The organism is Bacteroides sp. OM05-12, assembly GCF_003438995.1.
In the GTDB taxonomy this organism is placed as follows: Bacteria; Bacteroidota; Bacteroidia; order Bacteroidales; family Bacteroidaceae; genus Bacteroides.
Genome location: NZ_QSUN01000038.1, coordinates 1 through 23,007 on the forward strand (window position 1 = coordinate 1; position 23,007 = coordinate 23,007).

The 23,007-nt window shown below is 35.3% G+C and carries 18 protein-coding genes; 5 read left to right on the forward strand and 13 right to left on the reverse strand.

Features of this window, described 5'->3' with window-relative positions:
• On the forward strand, positions 1-180 hold a 180-nt coding region (locus DXB63_RS18300; protein WP_233522888.1), incomplete at its 5' end, for a hypothetical protein.
• A gap of 376 nt (positions 181-556) precedes the next feature.
• Here DXB63_RS18300 and DXB63_RS16835 read toward each other — a convergent pair.
• The 7 genes from DXB63_RS16835 to DXB63_RS16865 all read right to left on the reverse strand — a co-directional run bounded on the left by DXB63_RS16835 (position 557) and on the right by DXB63_RS16865 (position 15,426).
• Positions 557-3,079: a T9SS type A sorting domain-containing protein gene (locus DXB63_RS16835; protein WP_158563702.1), complete on the reverse strand. Its 2,523-nt coding sequence runs from the start codon at positions 3,077-3,079 to the stop codon at positions 557-559.
• Positions 3,080-3,113: 34 nt separating this feature from the next.
• Positions 3,114-4,718 carry a RagB/SusD family nutrient uptake outer membrane protein gene (locus DXB63_RS16840; protein WP_122127551.1) on the reverse strand — a complete coding sequence of 535 codons (1,605 nt, stop codon included), beginning with the start codon at positions 4,716-4,718 and terminating at the stop codon, positions 3,114-3,116.
• A gap of 12 nt (positions 4,719-4,730) precedes the next feature.
• On the reverse strand, positions 4,731-8,066 hold the full coding sequence (locus DXB63_RS16845; protein ID WP_122127552.1) for a TonB-dependent receptor: 3,336 nt from the start codon (positions 8,064-8,066) through the stop codon (positions 4,731-4,733).
• A 117-nt stretch (positions 8,067-8,183) separates the two neighbouring features.
• Positions 8,184-9,146, reverse strand: coding sequence for a FecR family protein (locus DXB63_RS16850; protein WP_122127553.1), 963 nt, complete (start codon positions 9,144-9,146; stop codon positions 8,184-8,186).
• Positions 9,147-9,225: 79 nt separating this feature from the next.
• Positions 9,226-9,792 carry an RNA polymerase sigma-70 factor gene (locus DXB63_RS16855; RefSeq protein WP_122127554.1) on the reverse strand — a complete coding sequence of 189 codons (567 nt, stop codon included), beginning with the start codon at positions 9,790-9,792 and terminating at the stop codon, positions 9,226-9,228.
• A gap of 448 nt (positions 9,793-10,240) precedes the next feature.
• Positions 10,241-12,595: a glycoside hydrolase family 3 protein gene (locus DXB63_RS16860; RefSeq protein WP_122127555.1), complete on the reverse strand. Its 2,355-nt coding sequence runs from the start codon at positions 12,593-12,595 to the stop codon at positions 10,241-10,243.
• A 65-nt stretch (positions 12,596-12,660) separates the two neighbouring features.
• Positions 12,661-15,426 (reverse strand): alpha-L-rhamnosidase, encoded by a 2,766-nt coding sequence (locus DXB63_RS16865; RefSeq protein WP_122127565.1) that lies wholly within the window; start codon positions 15,424-15,426, stop codon positions 12,661-12,663.
• A 492-nt stretch (positions 15,427-15,918) separates the two neighbouring features.
• On the opposite strand from DXB63_RS16865, the gene DXB63_RS16870 reads away from it, so the two are divergent.
• From DXB63_RS16870 to DXB63_RS16885, 4 genes are all read left to right on the forward strand, one after another.
• Positions 15,919-17,400: a glycoside hydrolase family 125 protein gene (locus DXB63_RS16870; RefSeq protein ID WP_122127556.1), complete on the forward strand. Its 1,482-nt coding sequence runs from the start codon at positions 15,919-15,921 to the stop codon at positions 17,398-17,400.
• Between the two features lie 237 nt (positions 17,401-17,637).
• Positions 17,638-18,126, forward strand: a complete 489-nt coding sequence (trxA, locus tag DXB63_RS16875) for a thioredoxin (RefSeq protein WP_199604234.1) — start codon at positions 17,638-17,640, stop codon at positions 18,124-18,126.
• Positions 18,127-18,162: 36 nt separating this feature from the next.
• Positions 18,163-19,008 carry a helix-turn-helix domain-containing protein gene (locus DXB63_RS16880; protein WP_122127557.1) on the forward strand — a complete coding sequence of 282 codons (846 nt, stop codon included), beginning with the start codon at positions 18,163-18,165 and terminating at the stop codon, positions 19,006-19,008.
• A 93-nt stretch (positions 19,009-19,101) separates the two neighbouring features.
• Positions 19,102-19,686, forward strand: coding sequence for a DUF417 family protein (locus DXB63_RS16885; RefSeq protein WP_122127558.1), 585 nt, complete (start codon positions 19,102-19,104; stop codon positions 19,684-19,686).
• 135 nt (positions 19,687-19,821) lie between these two features.
• On the opposite strand, the gene DXB63_RS16890 is transcribed toward DXB63_RS16885, so the two are convergent.
• The 6 genes from DXB63_RS16890 to DXB63_RS16915 form a co-directional block, all read right to left on the reverse strand.
• The gene (locus DXB63_RS16890) at positions 19,822-20,256 is read right to left on the reverse strand and encodes a hypothetical protein (RefSeq protein ID WP_122127559.1); all 435 of its coding nucleotides are present in this window, start codon (positions 20,254-20,256) and stop codon (positions 19,822-19,824) included.
• Positions 20,249-20,635: a hypothetical protein gene (locus tag DXB63_RS16895; RefSeq protein ID WP_147332306.1), complete on the reverse strand. Its 387-nt coding sequence runs from the start codon at positions 20,633-20,635 to the stop codon at positions 20,249-20,251. Before DXB63_RS16895 ends, DXB63_RS16890 begins: the two co-directional genes overlap by 8 nt.
• A gap of 96 nt (positions 20,636-20,731) precedes the next feature.
• Positions 20,732-21,193, reverse strand: coding sequence for a hypothetical protein (locus tag DXB63_RS16900; protein WP_122348336.1), 462 nt, complete (start codon positions 21,191-21,193; stop codon positions 20,732-20,734).
• A 22-nt stretch (positions 21,194-21,215) separates the two neighbouring features.
• Positions 21,216-21,620 carry a hypothetical protein gene (locus tag DXB63_RS16905; protein WP_122127562.1) on the reverse strand — a complete coding sequence of 135 codons (405 nt, stop codon included), beginning with the start codon at positions 21,618-21,620 and terminating at the stop codon, positions 21,216-21,218.
• Between the two features lie 85 nt (positions 21,621-21,705).
• Positions 21,706-22,209 carry a hypothetical protein gene (locus DXB63_RS16910; RefSeq protein WP_122348337.1) on the reverse strand — a complete coding sequence of 168 codons (504 nt, stop codon included), beginning with the start codon at positions 22,207-22,209 and terminating at the stop codon, positions 21,706-21,708.
• 151 nt (positions 22,210-22,360) lie between these two features.
• Positions 22,361-22,783 (reverse strand): hypothetical protein, encoded by a 423-nt coding sequence (locus DXB63_RS16915; protein ID WP_122127564.1) that lies wholly within the window; start codon positions 22,781-22,783, stop codon positions 22,361-22,363.
• Between the last annotated feature and the right edge of the window lie 224 nt (positions 22,784-23,007).

The window sequence follows — 23,007 nt, forward strand, 5'->3', positions numbered from 1 at the left end:
AGACAACCTATAGTAGGATTATTAAGTTTAACCAGTCAACCAAAAACAGGACGATACAAACCAAGTTCTCTAAATTTCTTTTCCATTGCCCCAAAAAGCCACCTTCACTGCAATCAACTATCAATCAGCAATAAAGGAGCAAAAGGTGATAAGGTGAAGGTAAATCTAAGTAAAAGTTGAAAACAGCTAAATAGGCAAAACAAAGAAGTCCAAACGCCCAAGGGGGCGTTGGCTTACGCTCCGGTAGATGTAAGCTATCACTCCCTTGAGCGTTGGTCAACGCCCCCTTGAGTGATAGACAACGCTCCCTTGAGTAATTTATAAAATGACCTTGATGTTTAAAAAACATCAGGTCGTTTGTAAACAAAGATACGGTCGATTGCCGACAAACTCTTATCGTTTGCAAACAACGGACCGTATGGTTAAGCAGACACAAATATTCCCCTTATTTCTTCCTTTTCCATCTACGAAACAAGGATAAATAAGGGGAATAATCAAGAAAGTTTCAACTGATATGAAACTCTATTTTGCAATAGTTTTTGTGTTACAAACAAATTCAATTCACAACTACCGTACGGCGAACGTTCTTTTTGTTTGTGGATACTTGAAGGATATAAGTTCCCGCTCTTAAATTAGAAACATCCAGTACATCCTCTCCTGCAATTTGCTTCCGGAGTAAAATCTTTCCATCCAAAGCGTATAAGACCGCAGTACCTTGTTCTTCTGTCTCCAAATTAATATTCAGTCTGTCAGATGCCGGTACAGGATATACCTTGACCCCATCATTTTGGTCTACCATATCCAAACCTGTCATCCCTGAATATTTCCAACTATACAGCATAACTTTACTAAGCCAGTTTTCCTCATTTGCAATCAGATATCCTCTGTCATCCTTACGTACATTGATCGGGTAGTCAAAATCCGTCCAACCACTCTTCTGTACCTGTCCGCTTTCTATCACGCTTTTTCCCGGTTCTATATATCCCTGGTATGCTCCCGTTTTATTATTATATATTCCGATAAGTCCTTCTTGATACAAGGCCGTGAAAATATAATCACCTTCGACAGTAAAACCTTTCATGTTTTTCTGAGATACAGTACCATCGGGGTAATACTGAAGATCCAACACCAAATCCGGTGTCCAATTCTTCATATCAGCATCTCCGGATTTAAATCTGCTCAATGCATTCTTGTATTTCACGATAGTGGAACCTCCCGCCGTCCACTCTCTCGGTCTGGAAGCCGTAGGTCTGAATCCACTTATATACAATGCATCTTCTACATCATCGTACACGATACGTCTCACCTCATCTAAGTCTCGAGGTAACGACAAAGACATTTCACGACCACGATATTGAGGGATTCCATTTACTATATTACCGCACATATATAAAGAGAAGCCATTTGTTCCCCTGGTTTTCCAAATATTACCCAATTTATCAGGATATAAGAAATTCTCTTTATCAGAAGTAAAGTTCATAATCTCATTATCCTGCTTTGCTCCGTCACCATTTTTATCCAACCAGAAAGTAGTACCACCTACATGTAAGAAAGGAATGCCGATATAACCATCTGTCTCCATATTGAAACGATAACCTCCGATCATACCACTATACATATCGGATACGAAAAGGAACTTCTGGCCTTCAATCATTCTAATCCAGGAACAAGTAATAAATGATCCGTACCTTCTTTCATTTCTCGGATCATCCGGATATTTAAAGAGATTGGCAGTATACGCAATACACTCATCCAGACGACCACCTACCGTCTCATCAGATACATCTATTCTATGAAGTTTCGATGGAGTATAAACCATATTTCTTTTGCCCGGCTCCCTATCAAAGTCTGCTGTTGCCGTAAAAATCAGTCCTTCTTTCTTACTCAATCTTTTTTTAGATGCTTCGTCATAGATTTCCACAGTAGCGGCTGCACCAAATTCTATACCTTGATTATTTCCTTCCGTGAGGAATGTGTTGGCTACATGAATATGTCCCGCATCATCAACACCTACTCCAACCGGACCGGTAAAACGCAGTTCTCCGGTCTCACCTTGTACGTGTGTACTTGTTCGTGCATATATTCCCCCGGTCTCACCAAATGTTCCAACTAAACGAGCATCATCCGTACCATATATATTTTCATAAATCAAGATATTAGAATCAGCACCTCTATTAGCAGCCAACAATCTGTTTTTATCTAAATCGATAGAGAATCCCATCACATTAGTGTTCTCCGGGAATACAATTTCTTTTAAGAAAGTACCATCTTTCTGAGAAACTCTTACCACCTTGCCACTAAGGAGTATCCATAAGCCATCCTGGTTATCCAGATACATTTTCCCGCGAGTATCAGGTGCTGTTTTTCTCCCAAGAGTAACACCGGAAACAAATGATCTTTTCAATATCATGGTCTTTTTATTATACACCTTGATAAATTCCAGTTTTTCGGAAGACAACACTTCATACACAAACAGTTCATCATCATTAACAGCCAGCCCTCGCAAACTAACATTATCACCGGAATTAACAACGAGCATATCTGCCCAGCTTCCATATCCACCGGAGAATGGAGCCGGTTTTCCTGTCAAATAATTGAAACGACGTACCGTATGCCAAGTAGATTCCGAATTACAAGACGGATAATTTGGTAATCCATTCTCGTTACGTCCGTTATTTGCTCCGTCACATCCGTTCTGTGTCAACAGCATATATACATACTTATCATCCATAACCGCTCTACCCTGACTATAACGTCCGTAACCTCCCGTACCTGAATTTTCCGGTATCGATACGATTTCTCCTGAAGGATCAAAGACCAGGACATTGGTTCCTCCCTCATCCCAACTTGTTGAAATCACAGAATAACCATCCGACCGTACATACAAATCCTCAGTAGTATGTGGAATATGTTTTGTTGGAGTACCCCCTTCATTTCCAATCCAAGAAGTATTATAGTCAAAAGCCTTTTTCGAGGTTATGTCAACCGGGCCGGCAACTTCCTGCGCATACATACTTCGCCCTGAAAACAAAGAAACTGCAACTAAAAAAAGATAAAAAAACTTGTTCTTTTTTTCCATAATAATATATTTATGTTTAAAGGTATTTATAAAATTATTTATATCCACGACTCTGCACCATCTCCGGATTATTCTGCATTTCCGAAAGAGGAATAGGATAATAAAGATCATAATCATCATAAATCGTAGCACCGGCTAAGGTCTTAGGATACCACTTCACCAATTCATCCTTTAGTGTCTTCCAACGGCAAACATCACACCAATGCTGAACTCCCTCACCACAAAACTCCTTAAAACGTTCTTCACGCAAATCATTCCATAAAGCATCTCCAGATGTTGTTATGTCAATATCGGAAGCTACCTCTGTCGGTTTATCATAAGCACGTCTTCTTACCTTATTAATATACTCACGTGCGGTACTTTCGTCACCATCGCGCAAACAAGCCTCCGCATACATTAAATAGACATCAGCAAGACGCATCAAGTAGATGTTTATTCCACAAGCCAGCTTAACCTCATTCGGAACATAAGTAACCGGATTGTATTTACCTACACTCCATCCTTTAGTCTCAGGAGAAGTCACATCTAAAAGATATCTGGACACCTGGGTAGCCTTACCTTCCACTATAACTTCCGTACCGGGTTCTATTGCACATATTTTCAATCTCGGATCATCTCCAAAACGTTCTATATTCGAATCATGGAAGAAAAGATTGCTCCAACCTCCTTGCTTAGTATCTCGCCCATAACGGTAACAATGAGCAATAAGCGATGAATGCATTTGACTGACAGCACCTGCCCAGTTACCATAGCCACCGGGTGTATGTCCTTTTATAAAATTCAATTCCAAAATCGATTCTTTATTGAACTTAATCTGATTATCATTGAACATATTTTTATAATCCTCAAATGGTAATAACTGATACCCGGATTTATCGATTACATCCTTCAAAATATCTTTTGATGCTTTCCAATCCCCTTTATACAGGTTCAATTGACCAATGTAACTTTGTACGGCCCATTTTGTAGATCTTCCTAAATTACTGTCATCCCACTTCTCCGGCAACAGATCTACAGCATTCTTATAATCAGTCAGAACCTGACTGTAAACTTCATCTACCGTATTTCTTTTAGCTTTCAATGAAGCAGGAGTCATTGAAGCCGACAAACGGAGAGGAACGCCTAACTTATCGCCATCACCATTACAAGGATAACCTTCACCCCAATATTGTACCAACTGCTGATGAGCCCAGCCTCTCCAAAACAAGCCTTCGCCTTTCATTTGGCTCAGACGCTTCAGCTGCACATCGGTCAAACCGTCTTTCTTAAAATTATCGATACAATCAAGTAAAGTATTAGCTGCACTTACGACTTTATAATAAGCATCCCACAAAGTTGCAACATTACCATTATTAGGCTCCAACTGATTTTGAGCCTGCTTACTCCAATGCTCATCAGTAGTCCAAGCCATATCTACCGTATGATCCGAGACGAATGCACCTTTGGTCAATGCCATACATCCATACAGATTTATATGTATAACCTGTGCATAGCAAGCCGTAGACAAGGACTCCATATGATCCATTGTAACAGGAAAATTATCCGGAGAAAGTGTAGAAGAGTCCGACAAATCTAAAAAACTATCAGCACAACTGCTAAATAAAACAGCAGTTATAAATACAATTATTTTATTTTTCATGTTATCTATATTTTAAAAGGTTAAAGCTAGACCTCCCACAACACTCTTACTTGCAGGCCAACGAGTATCAGAGTAACAGTTACGTTCAAGATAACCACCGCCAATTTCAGGATCTCCCTGGAACTTTGTAAACGTAAGAATATTGTTGCAGTTGATATATATTTTCAAACCGGTAAGTCCAATCTTTGAAAGTATTGGTTTCGGCAAATTATATCCAAAGTGCAAGTTCTTCAATTTTAAGAATGAACCATTTTCCACAAAGTACGAAGAAACCGTTTTAAAATTATTATTAGGGTCTCCTGTCACTACCCGAGGATTTCCCGTCGGTCTCTCCGCTGTCCATGCCTCAAAAACCTTCTTAGTAGTATTCCAGTCACCATAGAAATTACGTTCTACAGCCTTTGACACATTATATATATCTATTCCTTGCTGTCCTATCCACCCCATTACAAGATCAAAACCTCTCCAAGACAAGCTAAGATTCAATCCATAGATAAGTTTCGGCCAGGGATTTCCTATATATTGGCGGTCTTCCTCCGTTATTCTTCCGTCTTTAGTTAAATCTTTAAACTTAAAATCGCCCGGAGATGTGCCCGATACTTGATACAAGCCTGTAGGCGACGCTGCATTCAAAGCATCAATTTCTTCTTGTGTCTGAAAAATACCCTCAACTACATATCCATATATCTGCCCCATGGGTCTTCCATTCTCAGTTCTATATATTGATCCGGTAATAGCTTCTGACCCTCCTCTTTCAATGATAGGATTAATTTCATCGTTCAATTTAACAACCTTGTTCTTATTAGTGGATAAGGTTAAAGCAACATCATATTTAAAATCTCTATAAGAATTCCGATATTGGATTGCCAAATCAAATCCGTGATTATGAATATCGCCAATGTTAGCCTTATAACTGCCAACTGATGCTCCGGCAGAAGCCGGAATGTTCATATCATATAGCATATCGGATGTTTTCTTATCATAATATTCTGCTGTAACCAAAAGACTATTATTGAATAATCCTAATTCTACACCAACATCAGTTTGGGTTACCTCTTCCCATTTAATACCTGTATTAGGCAGACCTGAATACCGATACCCTTGCAAAATAGTACCGCTGGTTCCGAAGGAATAATATTGATGAGTATTATGAATATCATTTAAAGCAGCCGTATAAGCCGGGTCATACAAAAACTGGGGAACTGTATTATTACCGGTCTTTCCCCAACTTGCGCGGACTTTCAACTGAGACAATTGAGGCAAGTTATCAGTAACAAATGTTTCTTTAGCAATATTCCATCCTGCCGAAAATGAAGGAAAAACTCCGAATCTATTTTCAGGACCAAAGTTATCATAACCATCACGACGGACAGTAGCTTCAAATAAATACTTATCATTGAATGCATAATTGACACGCCCAAACTGAGATAAACTACGTGAATTGCTTTGTCCACCCAATACCATCATTTCTCCATTACCTAAGCTCATGTCCCAAGCCGGATGAACAGAAAAGTCATATTTTCTACCTCCACTGGTTACATTTGTACTTTTCGCAGCTTCATATCCTAACAAAACCTTGATATAATGTTTCTTAGCAAAGAGTTTCTCATATTGCAAAGTATAGAACATACGCATACTATTTGAAACTGCAAAATTTTTCTCCAAGCGGTCCGGTTTAGATAACGAACCGATATTATAAGCTGTTTCAAACTGATTCTCAGCACTGGCAGCAAAATTATCTGATAAATTTGCTTCTACAACAAGTCCATCAATGATATTCCAAGTAAAGATAAAGTTCACACCTCCTGTATAATATTTATTATTAAAAACAGTATTCAATTGATTCATCAAAGGATTACCACCTCCAAATCCGGTAGGTTGCATACCCCAACCTCCCCCGGTTACATTTTCAGCATCATAATCTTTCATTGTAGGAATCTGTCTGAACCCGATTCCTCCTCCGGCTGACGGTTTCTTATCATTATATCCTAAAGTCACAATCTCTTTCACAGAAAATCTCTTTCCTATCTTTGAGCTACCGGCATAACGCAATTTACCACCTTTCTGAATATCTTCAATTTTAATTCCCGGACTATTATATAACTCAATAGAAGTATTGTAAGTAGTATTCTCACCACCACCTGTCATTTGGATAAACGCATTTTGTTGAAAAGCATTTCTCCATAAAAGATCATTCCAATCGGTATTTGGTAATTCAGATGGATTCTCCCAATTAGCATTAGGTGGCGCATTATATCCTGAAGCTAATTTAGCTTTAATATAATCTTCAGTACCTAACATTTCAGGGATATCAATAGGCATAACTACGCCTAAATTTAGCCAAGCATTAACAGTCGTTTTACCGGCAGTTCCTTTCTTTGTGGTTACCAAAATAACACCTCCGGCTGCCCGGGCTCCATAAATAGCAGTAGAAGCTGCATCCTTTAGCACTTCAAACGATTCTATATCATTGATATTAGGAGAAACATCAGACGGAACACCATCAACAATCCAAAGAGGCCCGGAACCATTAATAGACGCAGCACCACGAATAATTATATCCCCATTTGTCACGTTAACGCCGGCAACACGTCCTTGCAGTAAATCTGTTGCACTCAATCCTACATCCTTATACTTTGCAGATTTTATAGAAGCAATAGCACCTGTTATATTAGACTTCTTCTGTACACCATACCCCACAACTACTACCTCATCCAATAGCTTAGTTTGTTCTTCTAAAATTACATTAATTACAGCTTGCTTCCCAACATTTATTTTCTTATCTTGATAGCCAACATAGCTAATCTTTATTATAGCACCCTCATCTACAGGTAAAGAGAATTTACCATCAACATCTGTTATCGTACCACTGGAAGTACCTACAATGGCAATAGTAGCTCCAATAATCGCCTCTCCACTTTTATCTCTGACCGTTCCGGTTATATTTTTTTTTAATTGCTGTTGCTTTGATGAAGTTGAAGCATCTTTTTTAGTTAATACAATATAATTATTTTCAAAGAAATACTGCACATCAGTACCCTTAAATGCCTCATCAAGAAAGTCTGCAACTTTCCCTGAAGATTTCGAATGCAAAAACTCCTCTTTTGCATTAATTTCCTGACTACTATACACAACTAAATAGTTAGTCTGCTTTTCAACCTCCTGAAAAAGTTTTTCGAGAGTATTTGTTGATTTTCCAATAGTAATTATAGCATTCTGAGCTTTTGTATTTAAAGCTATGACTTGAAAAGCACAAACAAACGATAATATAAAGGCAATCTTCATTGCTTTTATGCTTTTCTTTTGATTTATTGATGTCAAATAGGTCAACAAAGATTTTATTTTCATAATTTCACAAATAATTAAATAGACATTTGATTTTCTATAACTTTTGTGTATACTTATGCATCATAGGTATCCACTTTTATCATCCCTACACAAATTATTATCCAGAATTCATATTTCTCATTCAATGATTATTACGTTATTCAATTCATCTCTTTCTATTTTAAAAGGATGTACTCTCTGAAGAATTTTAAGTATATCCATAATACCATCACGTTGACGGAACTTTCCGGTAAATGTTTTTTGATTCAGTTTACTGTTTTTTATAATAATTTCGACATGGAAACACAATTCCAGCTTCTTTAAGATCTCAAATAACGATTCATCTTCAAAAGTAAGTATCCCATAACGCCATGAGAAATTATTCTCATTATCCAGTTTTTCTACGACAGTTTTCTCTTTATCGTAATATAGCACTTCTTTAGGAGATAAAATGACATCTTTATCATCCATTTGTACTTTAACCGACCCTTCCAAAAGGCTCACAGATGTTTGTCCTGACTCTTTATAGGCACTTACATCAAATGTCGTTCCCAATACTTTCACATCTAGATTATCCGTAGATACAATAAACGGTTTTTTTTCATTATGGGCAACCTTAAAAAAAGCTTCTCCTGAAAGTTTGATATTCCTTTCCGAACCGGAAAAGACAGATGGGTAAATTATTGTTGTATTAGCATTTATCCAAACTTCCGTACCATCACTCAATAAAATATTAGCCCTTTGTCCGGCAGGAACATATATCTTATTTTGTGCAAGATCAACAATATCTGACTTTTGAATATTCAATGTAAAAAAGTAAGTGCCACCTACTAATAATGCTATAACGGCAGCATAGCTAAGCACTTGCAAAAACTTTCTATACATTACCTGACGAACCTGATCTTTTCTAAATTTATTATAACTTTGCCGCCCTTCAATTCTATCATTATCTTTATCAGCCAAGGCTATCAACCCAAGCATATTACGATAATTTATAAATTCCTTCTTTAAATTATCGTCCTTTTCGGTTTCACGTAGAAAAGCGATTCTTTCCGATACGCTCATCTTTCCTTCAAAATAATTGGCTATACGATTATCCACTAGTATCTTTTATTTACTTTATTATAAAAACGAATGAAAAAAAAAATCCGCCATAGAATTTGACGGAAAAAAGAATCTATTACAAGAAATATAAGAAAACAAATAGCTGTAAAACATCTTTCAATTCAACCCGAAGTTTTTTATATGCAATAGCCATTTGACTTTCTATCGTATTTATAGAAATATTTAGTTCAAGTGCAATTTCTTTTTGCTTTTTACCCTCTATTTTATTTTTAATAAATATTTCTCTGCACTTTTCCGGCAAAGAATTTATTGCTTTCATTATAATTCTTTCGACATCGTCAGGTCTAGATAAGTCTGTATCAAAAGCTTCAAGGGCCGAACAATTCAATCGTAAAGATAATTGATATTCTTCAACCATTTCTGTTTCAGCTCTCTGCATGATAGCTTTATGTCTTATAAAATCTATACATTTATTTTTCACTGATATGAAAAGATACGCAAACATATTAGTTTTTGTAGAAAATGTATCCCATTTCTCCCATAAATCCATAAAAACATCGTGCACAATATTCTCTGCATCTTCTTCTAATAAAACATACTCTTTAGAAAAGCGTTTCATTTTCGCAAAATATGCTTCATATATTTCTTCAAAAGAAAGATTACTGTGTTCTTCTTCGCTCATATAAACGATAATTAATTCAAACTATTTAAAATCAGAAAAGCGAATTACTAATTAATATTATAGAATCAGATATCATGATTTAATAATACGGAATAAATCAATAAATTATCGATCAAATTGATCGATAATTAACGCTAATTTATAAAAATATTCCGGATAATAAAAGAAAACGAGTAAAATTCTCCAGCCTATTTCTGACATTACATTCAAGCATTTGAGCTAAAACAATAAATGCAAATTACATATAATAATTCACTGTACATTAATATATTAAGACAAACATACAAATTATGATCGTGACTATCTAAGTATTGAAAATATTAGCAAATGGGAATTATCAAAATGATAATAAATATAATAATCAAAATGCATAGGCATATTACAACCTATGCATTTAATTATGGACTTATATTTCATTTTACAAAAAACATCCACATAAAAATCATTGTTATTTACGCAATTCTTTAAGAGGAGATGTACAATTTAACACATTGTTCACTCTCTCAACTGTAATATCTTGCAGAAGAACAAAAGGTTCTTTAAGACGTATATCAGATACAGACGCTCCCACAAATACCGTATATTCTCCTTTATCAGCAACCCAACTCAACATATGAGGATTATATGACGCTAAATCCCTAGCATCTAGTCTCATATATACAGTTTGTGTTTCTCCTGGTTGTAATATTCCAGTTTTTGCGAACGCTTTTAATTCTTTATTAGGTTTATCAATTTCATTTGATGGAGCAGAAAGATATAACTGTACGACTTCCTTCCCTGCAACTTTCCCCGTATTCTTAATATCAACAGTTATATAAAGTTCTTGATCAAATTTAGTATTACTCAATTTAATATTAGAATAATCAAATGTGGTATATGAAATACCATAACCAAAATCATAGGAAGCCTTAATACCAAAAGAATCATAATAACGGTAACCGACATATATACCATCTTCATAATATATATATCTAGGATCTTCGGCTGGAATACCAGGGAAGTCTTTGGCAGAGATATTATCTTCATAATTCACAGGAAAAGTCATTGGTAATTTTCCTGATGGATTTTCTTTACCTGATAAAATCTCAACGACAGAATTTCCGGCTTCTTGTCCCGGCTGCCAAGATAATAAAATAGCATCCACCTTATTTTTCCAACTTGCAGTTTCAATTACTCCGCCTATATTCAATACAACTATAACTTTCTTATTCAGACGATGAAAACATTTAGCTGTATTTTCGATTAAGTCCTGTTCTGCATCTGACAATAAGAAATCACCCTTAGTAGCTTTCCTATCTGCAAATTCACCAGATATTCGGCCTATAGTTATAATTGCCACATCATTAGTGCGAGCTGCTGTCTCTATCATGCTTTCTTTAACTGAAAGCTCCGGAGCCATTGCGAATGGAAGTGCACCATACTTTTCTATAAATTTACGGGTTTCCTCCTTTGATTTATTGACATACGGCATATAGAATTTCTCCAATTTTTTATCAAAAACATACCCTGTCTGAGTAAGAGCTTCCGTAAAAGAAGCAATATATGCTTTATTCACCTCACCACTTCCTGTACCACCAGCGATATAATTATATGATGTATAACCCAATAAAGCTACTTTTCCGATAGAAGTATTCAAAGGCAATGCTTCTTTCTCGTTCTTCAATAAGACAATTCCCTCTGAAGCTGCCTGCAATGCTATTTGAGCATGTGATTTCAAGTCCGGATTATCACTTTTTTTATATCCCTTAAAAGAAGGAGTATTAAAAATCATATTGAGCACCCGCTTTACACATATATCTAAATACTTCATTGGAAGTTTTCCTGTTGTCACATCACTCAACAATTCCTCTCTTTGCTGTTTAGTACCAGGCATCAGCAAGTCATTTCCAGCTTTTATCTGCATGGATGTATTCGACATAGTACCATCGGTATATGATGTTTTGGATATTCCTCCAAACCAATCTGTCATAACAGTTCCTTTAAATCCCCATTCATCACGTACAATAGTTGTCAATAGGTCATAATCAGCAGAAGTATATACTCCATTAATTTTATTATAGGATGTCATTATGCTCCCTGCATTACCCTCTTTAACAGCTATTTCAAATCCACGTAAATATATCTCACGCAAAGCTCGCTGTGAAAGATGGGCATCAACTTTATCGCGATTTGTTTCACTATTATTTGCAGCAAAATGCTTCAAGCAAGCCGTCACCCCGTTTTTTTGTACACCACGCGTATATGCGGCAGCCATTTTACCAGTTAGTAACGGATCTTCTGAATAGTATTCAAAATTTCTTCCACATAAAGGATTCCGCATTATATTAAGAGCAGGAGCCAAATGAACATCAACTCCATATTCCTTAGCTTCCATACCAATTGCTACACCTACACTTTCCATTAATTCAGTATTCCACGTCGAAGCAAGCATACTCCCTATTGGAAAACCAGTGGCATAATATGTCTTTTCCTCATTTTTCCTTGTCGGGCTAATACGCACTCCGGCAGGCCCATCTGCTAAAACAATAGAAGGTATATTCAGATTTATCAAGGGAGTGGTTATTCCTGCACATCCAGGAACTATATATTCCGAACTGCCAACAACCGGAACAAACTCAGAAGCTTTAGCCCCATTCTGCACATCTACTCCAACTAGAATATTCACTTTATCTTCAACAGTCATACGAGACATCAAATTTTCTATCATCTGATTCTGAGAAACAGCATCTCTTTGGAGCAATGGGATCTGAGACATTAAAGGCAATGAAGTCAAAAGGCCAACAAATACTATCAATTTTTTCATTTTTACAACGATAAATATTTAACTCAACACAAAAATTTAAATAATCATTAATACGATCTCTTTCCTTACTCTTTCATGGCAACAATATTATAGCTGCCAGAACCAAACTCATAAACCAAATACCCTTTCTCATAAGAAATAAATTGAGTATTTTCAACCATAGAAACAGAAGGTTCTCCATTTATTTTAATTTTATCTTCGCCATTTGCCGGAATATACACCACAGCTGTTGTATTAGCAGGGATTGTAATACCCCACTCAAAAGTATTACCTTTCTTCACCCATGAACTTTTTATCAATCCTTTAACAGACTTATAACTTGCATCAACAAACTCCAATCCACTTATAAGCCATGGTTTCAGCTCTATTTTCTCAAATCCGGCACTTCCCTCTGCATTTTTTATTCCTGCCAGATATTCATAATACCAAACAATCAAATCTCCCAAAAGCATCACATGATTTCCAGAATTCATAGAAGGTTCAGCCGTATTCCCATTCCATAGTTCCCAAATCGTCGTAGCTCCGTTTTCTATCATATATCCCCAACTGGGATAATCTCTATTTGTTGCTATTTTTAAAGCTAAGTCGGCACGTCCATAGTCTGACAGGCCACGCATCAACCATTGTATTCCAACTAAACCTGTACTTACATGACTATTAAATTCATTTTCTGTTTTATGAACAATATTATTAAAAACCATTTCTATAAATTCATCAGAAACCATACCATAGCATAAAGGCAATAAGTTAGCCGTAACAGTATTATTACTGTACTGTCCTGCATCTCTATTAAAATACTTATTATTAAAAGCAACTTTAACCATTTGGGCTTCTTGAGCAAAAGCTTCTGCATCTTCTGTTTTCCCAAGAATATTAGCAAAATTCTGCATCACTGTCATTAATTTATAGTAAACAGCCGTACTTAACACTCCACCATCAGTTTTCCTTTTGGGATCTTGAGAATGAATCATTTCCGGTAATTCCGGCGGCATACACCAATCGCCATAAGTATCTTTAGTTATTATTCCATTATCCATGTAATTGCTTTTCATATACGAAAGCCATTTTTTCATTGAAGCATAATGACTTTTTATAGGTACATCATTACCATATTGTTGATATAGCATATTAGCAATAAAAATATATGCACTTGGCCAAGTTATATTATCTGTATAAATACTCCAATAAGCAGGTGCTACATCCGGAATACTTCCGTCCGCACGTTGGGAATCTTCAATATCATCAAGCCATTTAGAATACAAATTATTATTATCAAAAATAAAACTTTCCCCTAAGGACCCGGTTGCTCGGTCTCCTAGCCATCCATGACGTTCATCACGCTGCGGACAGTCTGTAGGCATTCCATTATAATTACCGCGAATCCCCCAATATGCATTTTTATATATCTGGTTAATAGTAGAATCAGAAGTATGAAATGTTCCGGTTACAGGCATCTCATCATATATAACTTTTCCACTAAAATCTTTTATATCAGGAACTCCCGGATAATTTGTGATTTCCACAAAACGAAATCCATGATAAACGAATGATGGTTCCCAAGACTCCTCTACATCTCCCTTCAGTGTGTAGGTATCCGTTACTTTTGCTCCTCTTAGATTATCCATATATAAAGAGCCATCATCCTTTAGAAGTTCAGCAAACCGCAAAGTAACTTTATCCCCAGCTTTTCCTTTCACTTTCATTGATACCCAACCAACCATATTCTGTCCCATATCTAAAATATATGTTGCCGGTCCCTGTTGAGTGATGGAGACAGGCTTTACTATCTCCATTATCTGCATATTGGCATTCTTTTGAGCAACCAATTTCCCTTTCGGAGCAGTGACCAATTCCACAGGCATCCACATTTTATCATCAAAATCAGCTTCAGTCCAACCGGGCATTTCCATCCGGGCATCATATTCCTCTCCATCCCATTCATTATTAAAACGAATCGGACCTTTATTCGTCAATTTCCAAGTTCTATCGCTGACTATTATCTGCTTAGTTCCATCATTGTAAGTTACTTCTAACTGTAAAATCAACTTTGGAAAACCAAAATGTGTAACACTTGGCATGTAAGAAGCAAGATAACGCATCGAATAAAAATGCCCATTGCCTAAAGTAACACCAATTGCATTTTTTCCCTTAGCAACTATATCTGTTACATCAAATGTATTATAATTCACTCTTTTAGTATAATCAGTCGGAGTAGGTGCCAAGACTTGTGTACCTACACGTCTCCCATTTATCCATGCTTCGTACAGACCTAAGCCTGAAACGTATAAAACAGCCTTTTCTACTTTCTTATTTAATGAGAATTCTTTTCGAAGATAACGAGCTGTTAAACGAGTATAAACCGAATCAAGCACCTCATTCTCAAACAAACGATCCGTACCTATCCAAGCTGCAGACCAATCTGTTTTTTTCAACAGCCCCATTGTCCATTTGGACGATTTACTCCAGTTACTTTCTCCTTTATTGGTATAAACCCTAACTTTCCAATAGCATTCTTCACGACTATTCAATGTTTTTCCCATGTATGGCACATAGGTAGACTTATTAGAATTTACTTTACCGGAGTCCCATAAATCACCTTCATCCCGATTTAACTTTTCTTTCGAAGAGGCAACCAAGATATGATACCCAGTCTGTAATACTCCTTTTTCCTCGCTCTGTATTTCCCAACTTAACCGAGGGGAAAAAACATCGATGCCTTCAGGATTAACAAGCATTTCACAACGAGGATTTACCACACTAACACCTCCAGTTTCACATCCCCAACTAAAGGCCATTAACACCATACATAAAATAGGAACTATTTTCTTCATATTCATAGTATTATCAATTTTTATAAGAATTTGACACAATTAGGATATACATACTTCATAGAAGGGACAATCATAGCTACAATAATCATATTCTTCATAGTTTTATTTACTAAAAGCAGCACGACCAAAAGATAATTCCTAATCCACTCCTAATACACTTTAACAATAGTATTAGAATAGCTTTATTAAGAATGAGGTTTCAAACTTGGTCGCCAAGATTATAGTTAATTAATTTTATAGGTTAATAAATATTATAAAAACGCAATCATTACCTTTTGGGAATATTTAAAAACAAGCCATATTTACAATATACTTGAAATTCCACCATTATATAATAATTATTTAAATGACGTATTCTTATAGCTAATCCGCCAAAACAAAATGATAAATTTATATTTTACGCCTATGTACAGTCAAAACGTTATACCACGTATAGTTAGAAATTTAGCGGATTCCTGAACTTAATCGTTTTTACAATAAAATAAATTTGATATGAAAAGCACCAAATTCTTACGCAACGCCTTCTTTGTAACATGTTCTCTCTGTTTTTCAGTAGGCTTACCTGTTAATGGAAAAACAAATCTTCCGATTGACGATATTGCTTTAGTAAGTGACAATACAAAAGTTTATATATCCCGACGTCCGGATATAAAAAACAGATTATTTACATCGAAAGCCGTAGAAAATAAAATAAAAGAAATAAAGAAATTACTGACTAATGCAAGATTAGCATGGATGTTTGAAAACTGCTTCCCGAACACATTAGACACAACGGTAAGATACCGCCTGACAGACGGGAAAGATGATTGTTTGGTCTATACAGGCGACATTCATGCAATGTGGTTACGCGATTCCGGAGCACAAGTATGGCCTTATGTTCAATTAGCCAATGAAGATGCTGACCTAAAAAAGTTATTAAGAGGGACTATTCGAAGACAATTTAAATGCATCATTATAGATCCCTATGCCAATGCTTTTCTTGACCCAAATGATCCGAATCCCGATCATCAATGGATGAGCGATAAAACGGATATGAAACCGGAACTTCATGAGCGCAAATGGGAAATAGACTCCCTTTGCTATCCTTTACGTCTTGCATATCATTATTGGCAAGTAACAGGAGACGATAGCATATTTGATGAAGAATGGTTACAAGCTATAACACTGATTCTGCAAACATTCAAAGAACAGCAGAAAAAAGACGGACATGGGCCATATATTTTTCAAAGAGTATCAGACAGACAGACGGATACAATGTCTAATGATGGAATGGGAAATCCAGTAAAACCGGTAGGATTGATAGCCTCAGCTTTCAGGCCATCAGATGACGCTACTATCTTCCAATTCCTTGTTCCCTCTAATTTTTTCGCTGTCACTTCTCTAAGAAAAGCTGCTGAAATCCTAACAGCAGTAAACAAGAATACGGCTTTAGCGCAAGAATGCAAATCACTTGCCGATGAAGTAGAAAATGCGTTGCACAAATATGCAACATACAATCATCCCAAATACGGTACAATTTATGCTTATGAGGTAGATGGCTTTGGAAATCAGTATTTAACAGATGACGCGAATGTTCCAAGTCTTTTGGCAATGCCCTATCTAGGTGATGTGGATGTCAACGATAAAATCTATCAAAATACCCGAAATTTTGTATGGAGTGAAGATAATCCTTATTTTTTCAAAGGAAAATATGGTGAAGGTATAGGAGGACCGCATATCGGTTACGACATGATATGGCCTATGAGTATTATGATGAAAGCATTCACTAGTCAAGACGACAAGGAAATAAAGACTTGCATTGAAATGCTTATGAAAACAGATGCAGGAACAGGATTTATGCATGAATCATTTCATAAAGACAATCCGGACAACTTCACCAGAGAATGGTTCGCTTGGCAGAACACTCTTTTCGGCGAGTTAATTCTCAAACTTATTGATGATGGAAAATTGAACTTATTAAATAGTATTGAATAGTATTTCTGATGAATAATAAAATGAAAGGCAACTAATTTATCACGAATTAGTTGCTTTTCATTTTTAAATATCCCTTTTAAAGACATTTGTAATAGTTAAAAACCGCAGTTTAACATAGACAAGCCATCGTTTTATAACCAATCGGGAAGAATCAACAACAATAATGGAAATATTGCCATTTCCTTACTCTCAAAAGCAAACTATCTTTGCAAAGTCGAATTAAATAATTAATAAAACATGAAAAGAAAAAAATTAAAGCAAATACGAATAACAAGTTTCATGTTTGTTTTGTTAGTGATAGGTACTGCCTGTGCAGGCAATACTAATAAAGTGAATAATACCGATTTAAAAGAAAAGGAGAATAAAGAAATGGCAAAAGAGTTAACAAAAAAAGACTTCCTTGAGAAAGTATATAATTTTGAAGCAAATCCTGAAGAATGGAAATTTGAAGGGAATAAACCTTGTATGATAGACTTCTATGCTACTTGGTGCGGACCATGTAAAATGCTATCCCCGATTGTAGAAGAACTAAGCAAAGAATATGAAGGAAAAATTGACGTTTATAAAATAGATGTTGATAAAGAAGAAGAGCTTGCCGCACTCTTCGGAATAAGAAGTATACCAACACTGTTATTCTGTCCTGTTGGAAAGCAACCGACTATGACACAAGGTGCATTGCCAAAGAATGAATTGAAAAAGATGATTGATGATATTTTACTGAAATAAATGCATTATATTTACCGGGTACAAAATATATAACTTATGGAATATAATTTTAACACCCGGTTAAATGGTCGAATAGCCTTAACTGACGCATTTGATGCAAGTCCTGTTTTGCAAAAAGATAAAAGCTTATATAAGTTTATCTGGGTGCAAGACGGGACTTTGTCGATAGAAATCGATCATATTCCTATGACATTAGAGAAGAATGAGATTATTTGTCTCAGCGCCTTGCATCATATTCTTATAGAAGAGATCAACGGTAAATATCTGACTCTCCTGTTCAACAGTAATTTTTACTGCATCTTCGGTCATGACAAAGAGGTATCATGCAACGGCTTCCTATTCAATGGTACTTCTAACATAATGCGACTACAACTATCAGAAAGCCAAGCGGATATTTTAGCTGAAATTACCAATCGCCTTTCAAAAGAATACCAAATAAAAGATAATCTGCAAGAAGAAATGCTCCGCACTCTTCTAAAACGTTTTATCATCACCTGTACCCGCATTGCACGAGAAAAGTTCTCGGTCAGCCATGAAAAAGAAAAGAGCTTTGATATTGTACGACAATATTACGTTTTGGTAGACAGCCATTTTAAGGAAAAGAAAATGGTACAGGATTACGCTGACATGCTTCATCGTTCCCCTAAAACATTATCCAATTTATTCATGTCTTATGGACTCCCTTCTCCCTTACGCATTATCCATGAAAGGGTGGAAGCAGAAGCAAAGAGATTACTTTTGTACAGTTCAAAAAGTGCCAAAGAAATAGCAGAAATACTTGGTTTTGAGGATATATCAGCATTCAGTCGTTTCTTTAAAAATATGACAGGAGAAAGCATTACCGACTATAAAAAGAGAGAGAAAATCCCGAATAAGGAATAATAGCCAACTCATACGGCAAAATTGCCATTTCATGCGCTGATAAAATACCCGATCTTTGCATCATAAGTTTAAAACCAATAAAAAAGAACAAACATGATGACAAAATTGAATGATTTATTTAATGCATTTCTACGTATTGCAGCATCTTCCCAAAAATTAGGAATCAACCTTATCAGAGTAGCTATTCTTATAATATTTGTTTGGATCGGCGGATTAAAATTCTGGAACTATGAAGCAGAAGGGATTGTACCTTTCGTGGCAAACAGCCCTTTTATGAGTTTCTTCTACAATAAGCCGGCACCGGAATATAAAGAATATAAGCTCAAAGAAGGTGAATTTAACGAGAGCAAGCACAAATGGCATGAAGAAAACAACACGTACGGTTTTTCACATGGTTTGGGAATTCTCATCATGTCTATCGGGATACTCACTTTTCTAGGAATCTTCTTCCCTAAAATCGGTTTGATAGGTGCATCATTAGCCATTATTATGACAATAGGTACTTTATCGTTCCTCGTTACAACACCGGAAGTTTGGGTACCCAATTTAGGAAGCGGCGAATATGGTTTCCCTTTATTATCAGGAGCGGGAAGATTGGTAATCAAAGATACTGCAATCATCGCCGGAGCGCTTGTTGTCTTATCAGACTCAGCAAAAAGAATTTTGCAAATGCATTAATAAATATCATTTCATAAACATACGGTCGATTGTCTGCAAACTCCTATCGTTTGTGAACAATCGACCGTATGTTGAATTGCATGTCAATAACACATTGAATGATATTTATATTTCTCTCATTCTTTAAAAGATAATCTATAAGCTCAAATATTTACATACAGTTTCCAAGCCATTAGTTAATGATATGACCATTTCATTATTTATTTCAAAAGAGAACGATAATGAACTTTGAGGCATTTGCATATCGCTTATATCCCCACTTACTATTATCCTATTCACTCCTTCTGTTTCAATATTAACCAAAAGATATTCTCCAAGGGGACGAAATTTAATTAAGCGGTTACCTCTTGTGTGTTTCAATTCATTTTTAAACCGAATTATCTCTCTTATGTCCGAATCAAATTTTGTTTTCACCATAAAGGTCGGAGTCTTTAATTCAAATCGGAATGAAACATATTGGGGACCAGAACCTTCATATTTCAAAAAATCAAACCACCGCATGACAGTCAGATTATCATTACTTGCAAATAGGACTTCTATTTCGGAACTACAACATCTGTCATTACTCATAAGTCAGTTCTGCTATTAATTCAGGTAGAAAAGATTGGTCAAACTCATATCTTACATCAAGAGTATCTCCGGTAAGATTATCCACAAGATGAATTTGCGACAAAATTATTCCGTTCTTTTTCCTATCCATATCTATTTTGAATAATTCACTCTCAAGACAGAATCCATACATATCACGTTCATACATCGTTTTCAAATATTCCTGCAACCTCAACAAATAATTCAAATCCAATCGACATAAAGTTGAAGCTGTGAAAATTGAAATCCCAATATTTACGTCAAATGAGAATACACGTACCTCCTCCAATATCCCCAACAGACAATCGGACCAACACATTACAGGTACTCTATTCAGGTCATAAAAATGTATATCTTTCATATTATCTATTTCACTGAGATAGAACAGTCTATCCAATCGTACATTTGTTTCGACAACGACTCATCGGTAATTATATACTCTTTCTTGGTTGATATATCAATCAATAAGCCAGGCAAACAAATAACAAAAAAAATGTTTATCTGATTGATTGTACCAAAACTCACCTGCTACAGATATTCCGGATATCTTTTGTTGACGATGTTTCACCTGTTTTGATTTGAGCAATATTGTTTCAAACTCATTCAAAAATAGATTTGTCCCGATATTAATATTAGTTGTATCTACTGAGTAAGCCAAAGGATCTTTAAACATATTTGAAATCATTGTCGTTGTCCCTCCTTTCCAAAACGATTTATATACTACTATTTTTCCTATTTTATGCTGAGACTTCATTGGCACAGATGACATGAATGTCCCTGCTTGAACAGAAACATTACTCAAGAAAAACAATATAAGGAATAGAACCTTATTTAACTGTTTGCTCAAATACAAAATCATCTTTTCCCTGAAACCCGAATATAACTGACAATCCATAAGCATACAATTACTCTTAGCCATATTTTATGATAAATGATTCATACTAATGAAATTTTCTCAATCTTTTAATTACTTCTTTTACAGAAAGAAACTTTTTACTCCCATATACAATTGCACCATCATAACCACCGCTTCTCTCTTTTTGAGTAGCATTCAAGACATACAAAACAGAGTAATGTGGAGAAGAATTAGAATGTACTCTTCTCCTTTCTATCATAAAATATGTTTTCTTATCGCTTTTATTTGTCCCTATATTACCGGTAAGAAAACACACTTTTTTCCCGGAAAGATTAATATCTGCCTCTACTTGAAAAATTGCATTAATATATTTTCCTTCTAAATCAGTTAAAGATAAGTATCCGTCCACTCCCATCTTATCAATATCGTTTAATATCTCTTTAGGAATATAATCAAAACTTTTTGTTACAACATACACTTGCGCAATCATACTTGTGCTCATTATCAACCAAAAACAGAATAAAATGTATCGTCTCATTATGTCTAAAAATTAATGATTAAGTAAATAATTAAAATCACTTCCCCAAAAGGTTCAATAAACTATCTTTATTCAAAATATATCTGCGAGCCTTTTTATCATAAATTCTATCTATTTCATTATTATCCCATATAAAAACATACGAGCCTCTCTTATCTTCCCTAACCATCAAATAACAGGTCTGCTCTTTCACATAATCCCCCCAAAAGTAAGATTCCCATCCTAAAATACGAACATTTGCAATATTACATCTATCTTGAAAATCTGAATTATTTAATAATTCCAATATGAACATATCCTTCTTTTTAAAATAGATATTTGAATTATAATAATCATCAACACATATTATAGAATCATTACGACATGAATAAGAACCATCAAACCACACTATTTCACCATCTTCAATCCCTGTTTTTAATACAAATCTATTATCAGACAAATCCAACAAAGTGTTATTTGAAAGATAATATATAGAGTGTATGTCTTGAGAACAAACAGCGAGGCTAAACAAGAAGAAGAATGTTACTAATGTGTATTTCATGGTTCTATGTTATTTTGTTTTTCCGGTTTGCCGGAACCCGCGTATGTCACTAATATATATCATAATTTTCACCTTATATGTTTATTCAGCCTATCATTTAAATAACCTTTATGAATAAATGAATAATTCAACATAATATTTTCACAGAATTTCAATATAAATAATTTCTTGCATAATCGCCTAACAGCGCTGTCATAACCATACAGAAAACAAAAAACAACAAAGAAAAAAATAAATATAGCCCGATTTTTCTATTGTTATTTTTACGTATTTCCACACTTTCTTTTATATATTTCTTCTCTATTTTAGAATATTTAGCCGCAGACACAAAGGAAAAATAAAAATAGCCACACACAAATATTGCCATGATTTTAAAAAGAGTAGTGACTTCTTCTACTAAATATACCCGGAAGAAACAGACTAAAATCATGTTTGTTACCAACCAAATAGGATATAAAATATTCATCACAGCTAACATCGAAGGAGCGAATAATCCTGCCATTTCCGGTGCGCTACTTTCACCCCACAGTCTTTTTTGCCAACGATAGGTTCGATAGAATAAATATTCATACATATAATAAAGGCTTCTTAGGTATTTCATAATTTATTTATATAAGACCTATCACATTCTTTCAGCATAACAAATATAGGATATGATTATGCAATATGCAAACAAATGTATATTTATGGTTCTACGTTATTTTGTTTTTCCGGTGGATATACTACAGTCCAATTCATACGTTGCAAGTCTTCCAATGTTAATCGGTAGCAATCTAAAATAGGTACATATTTGCGAAC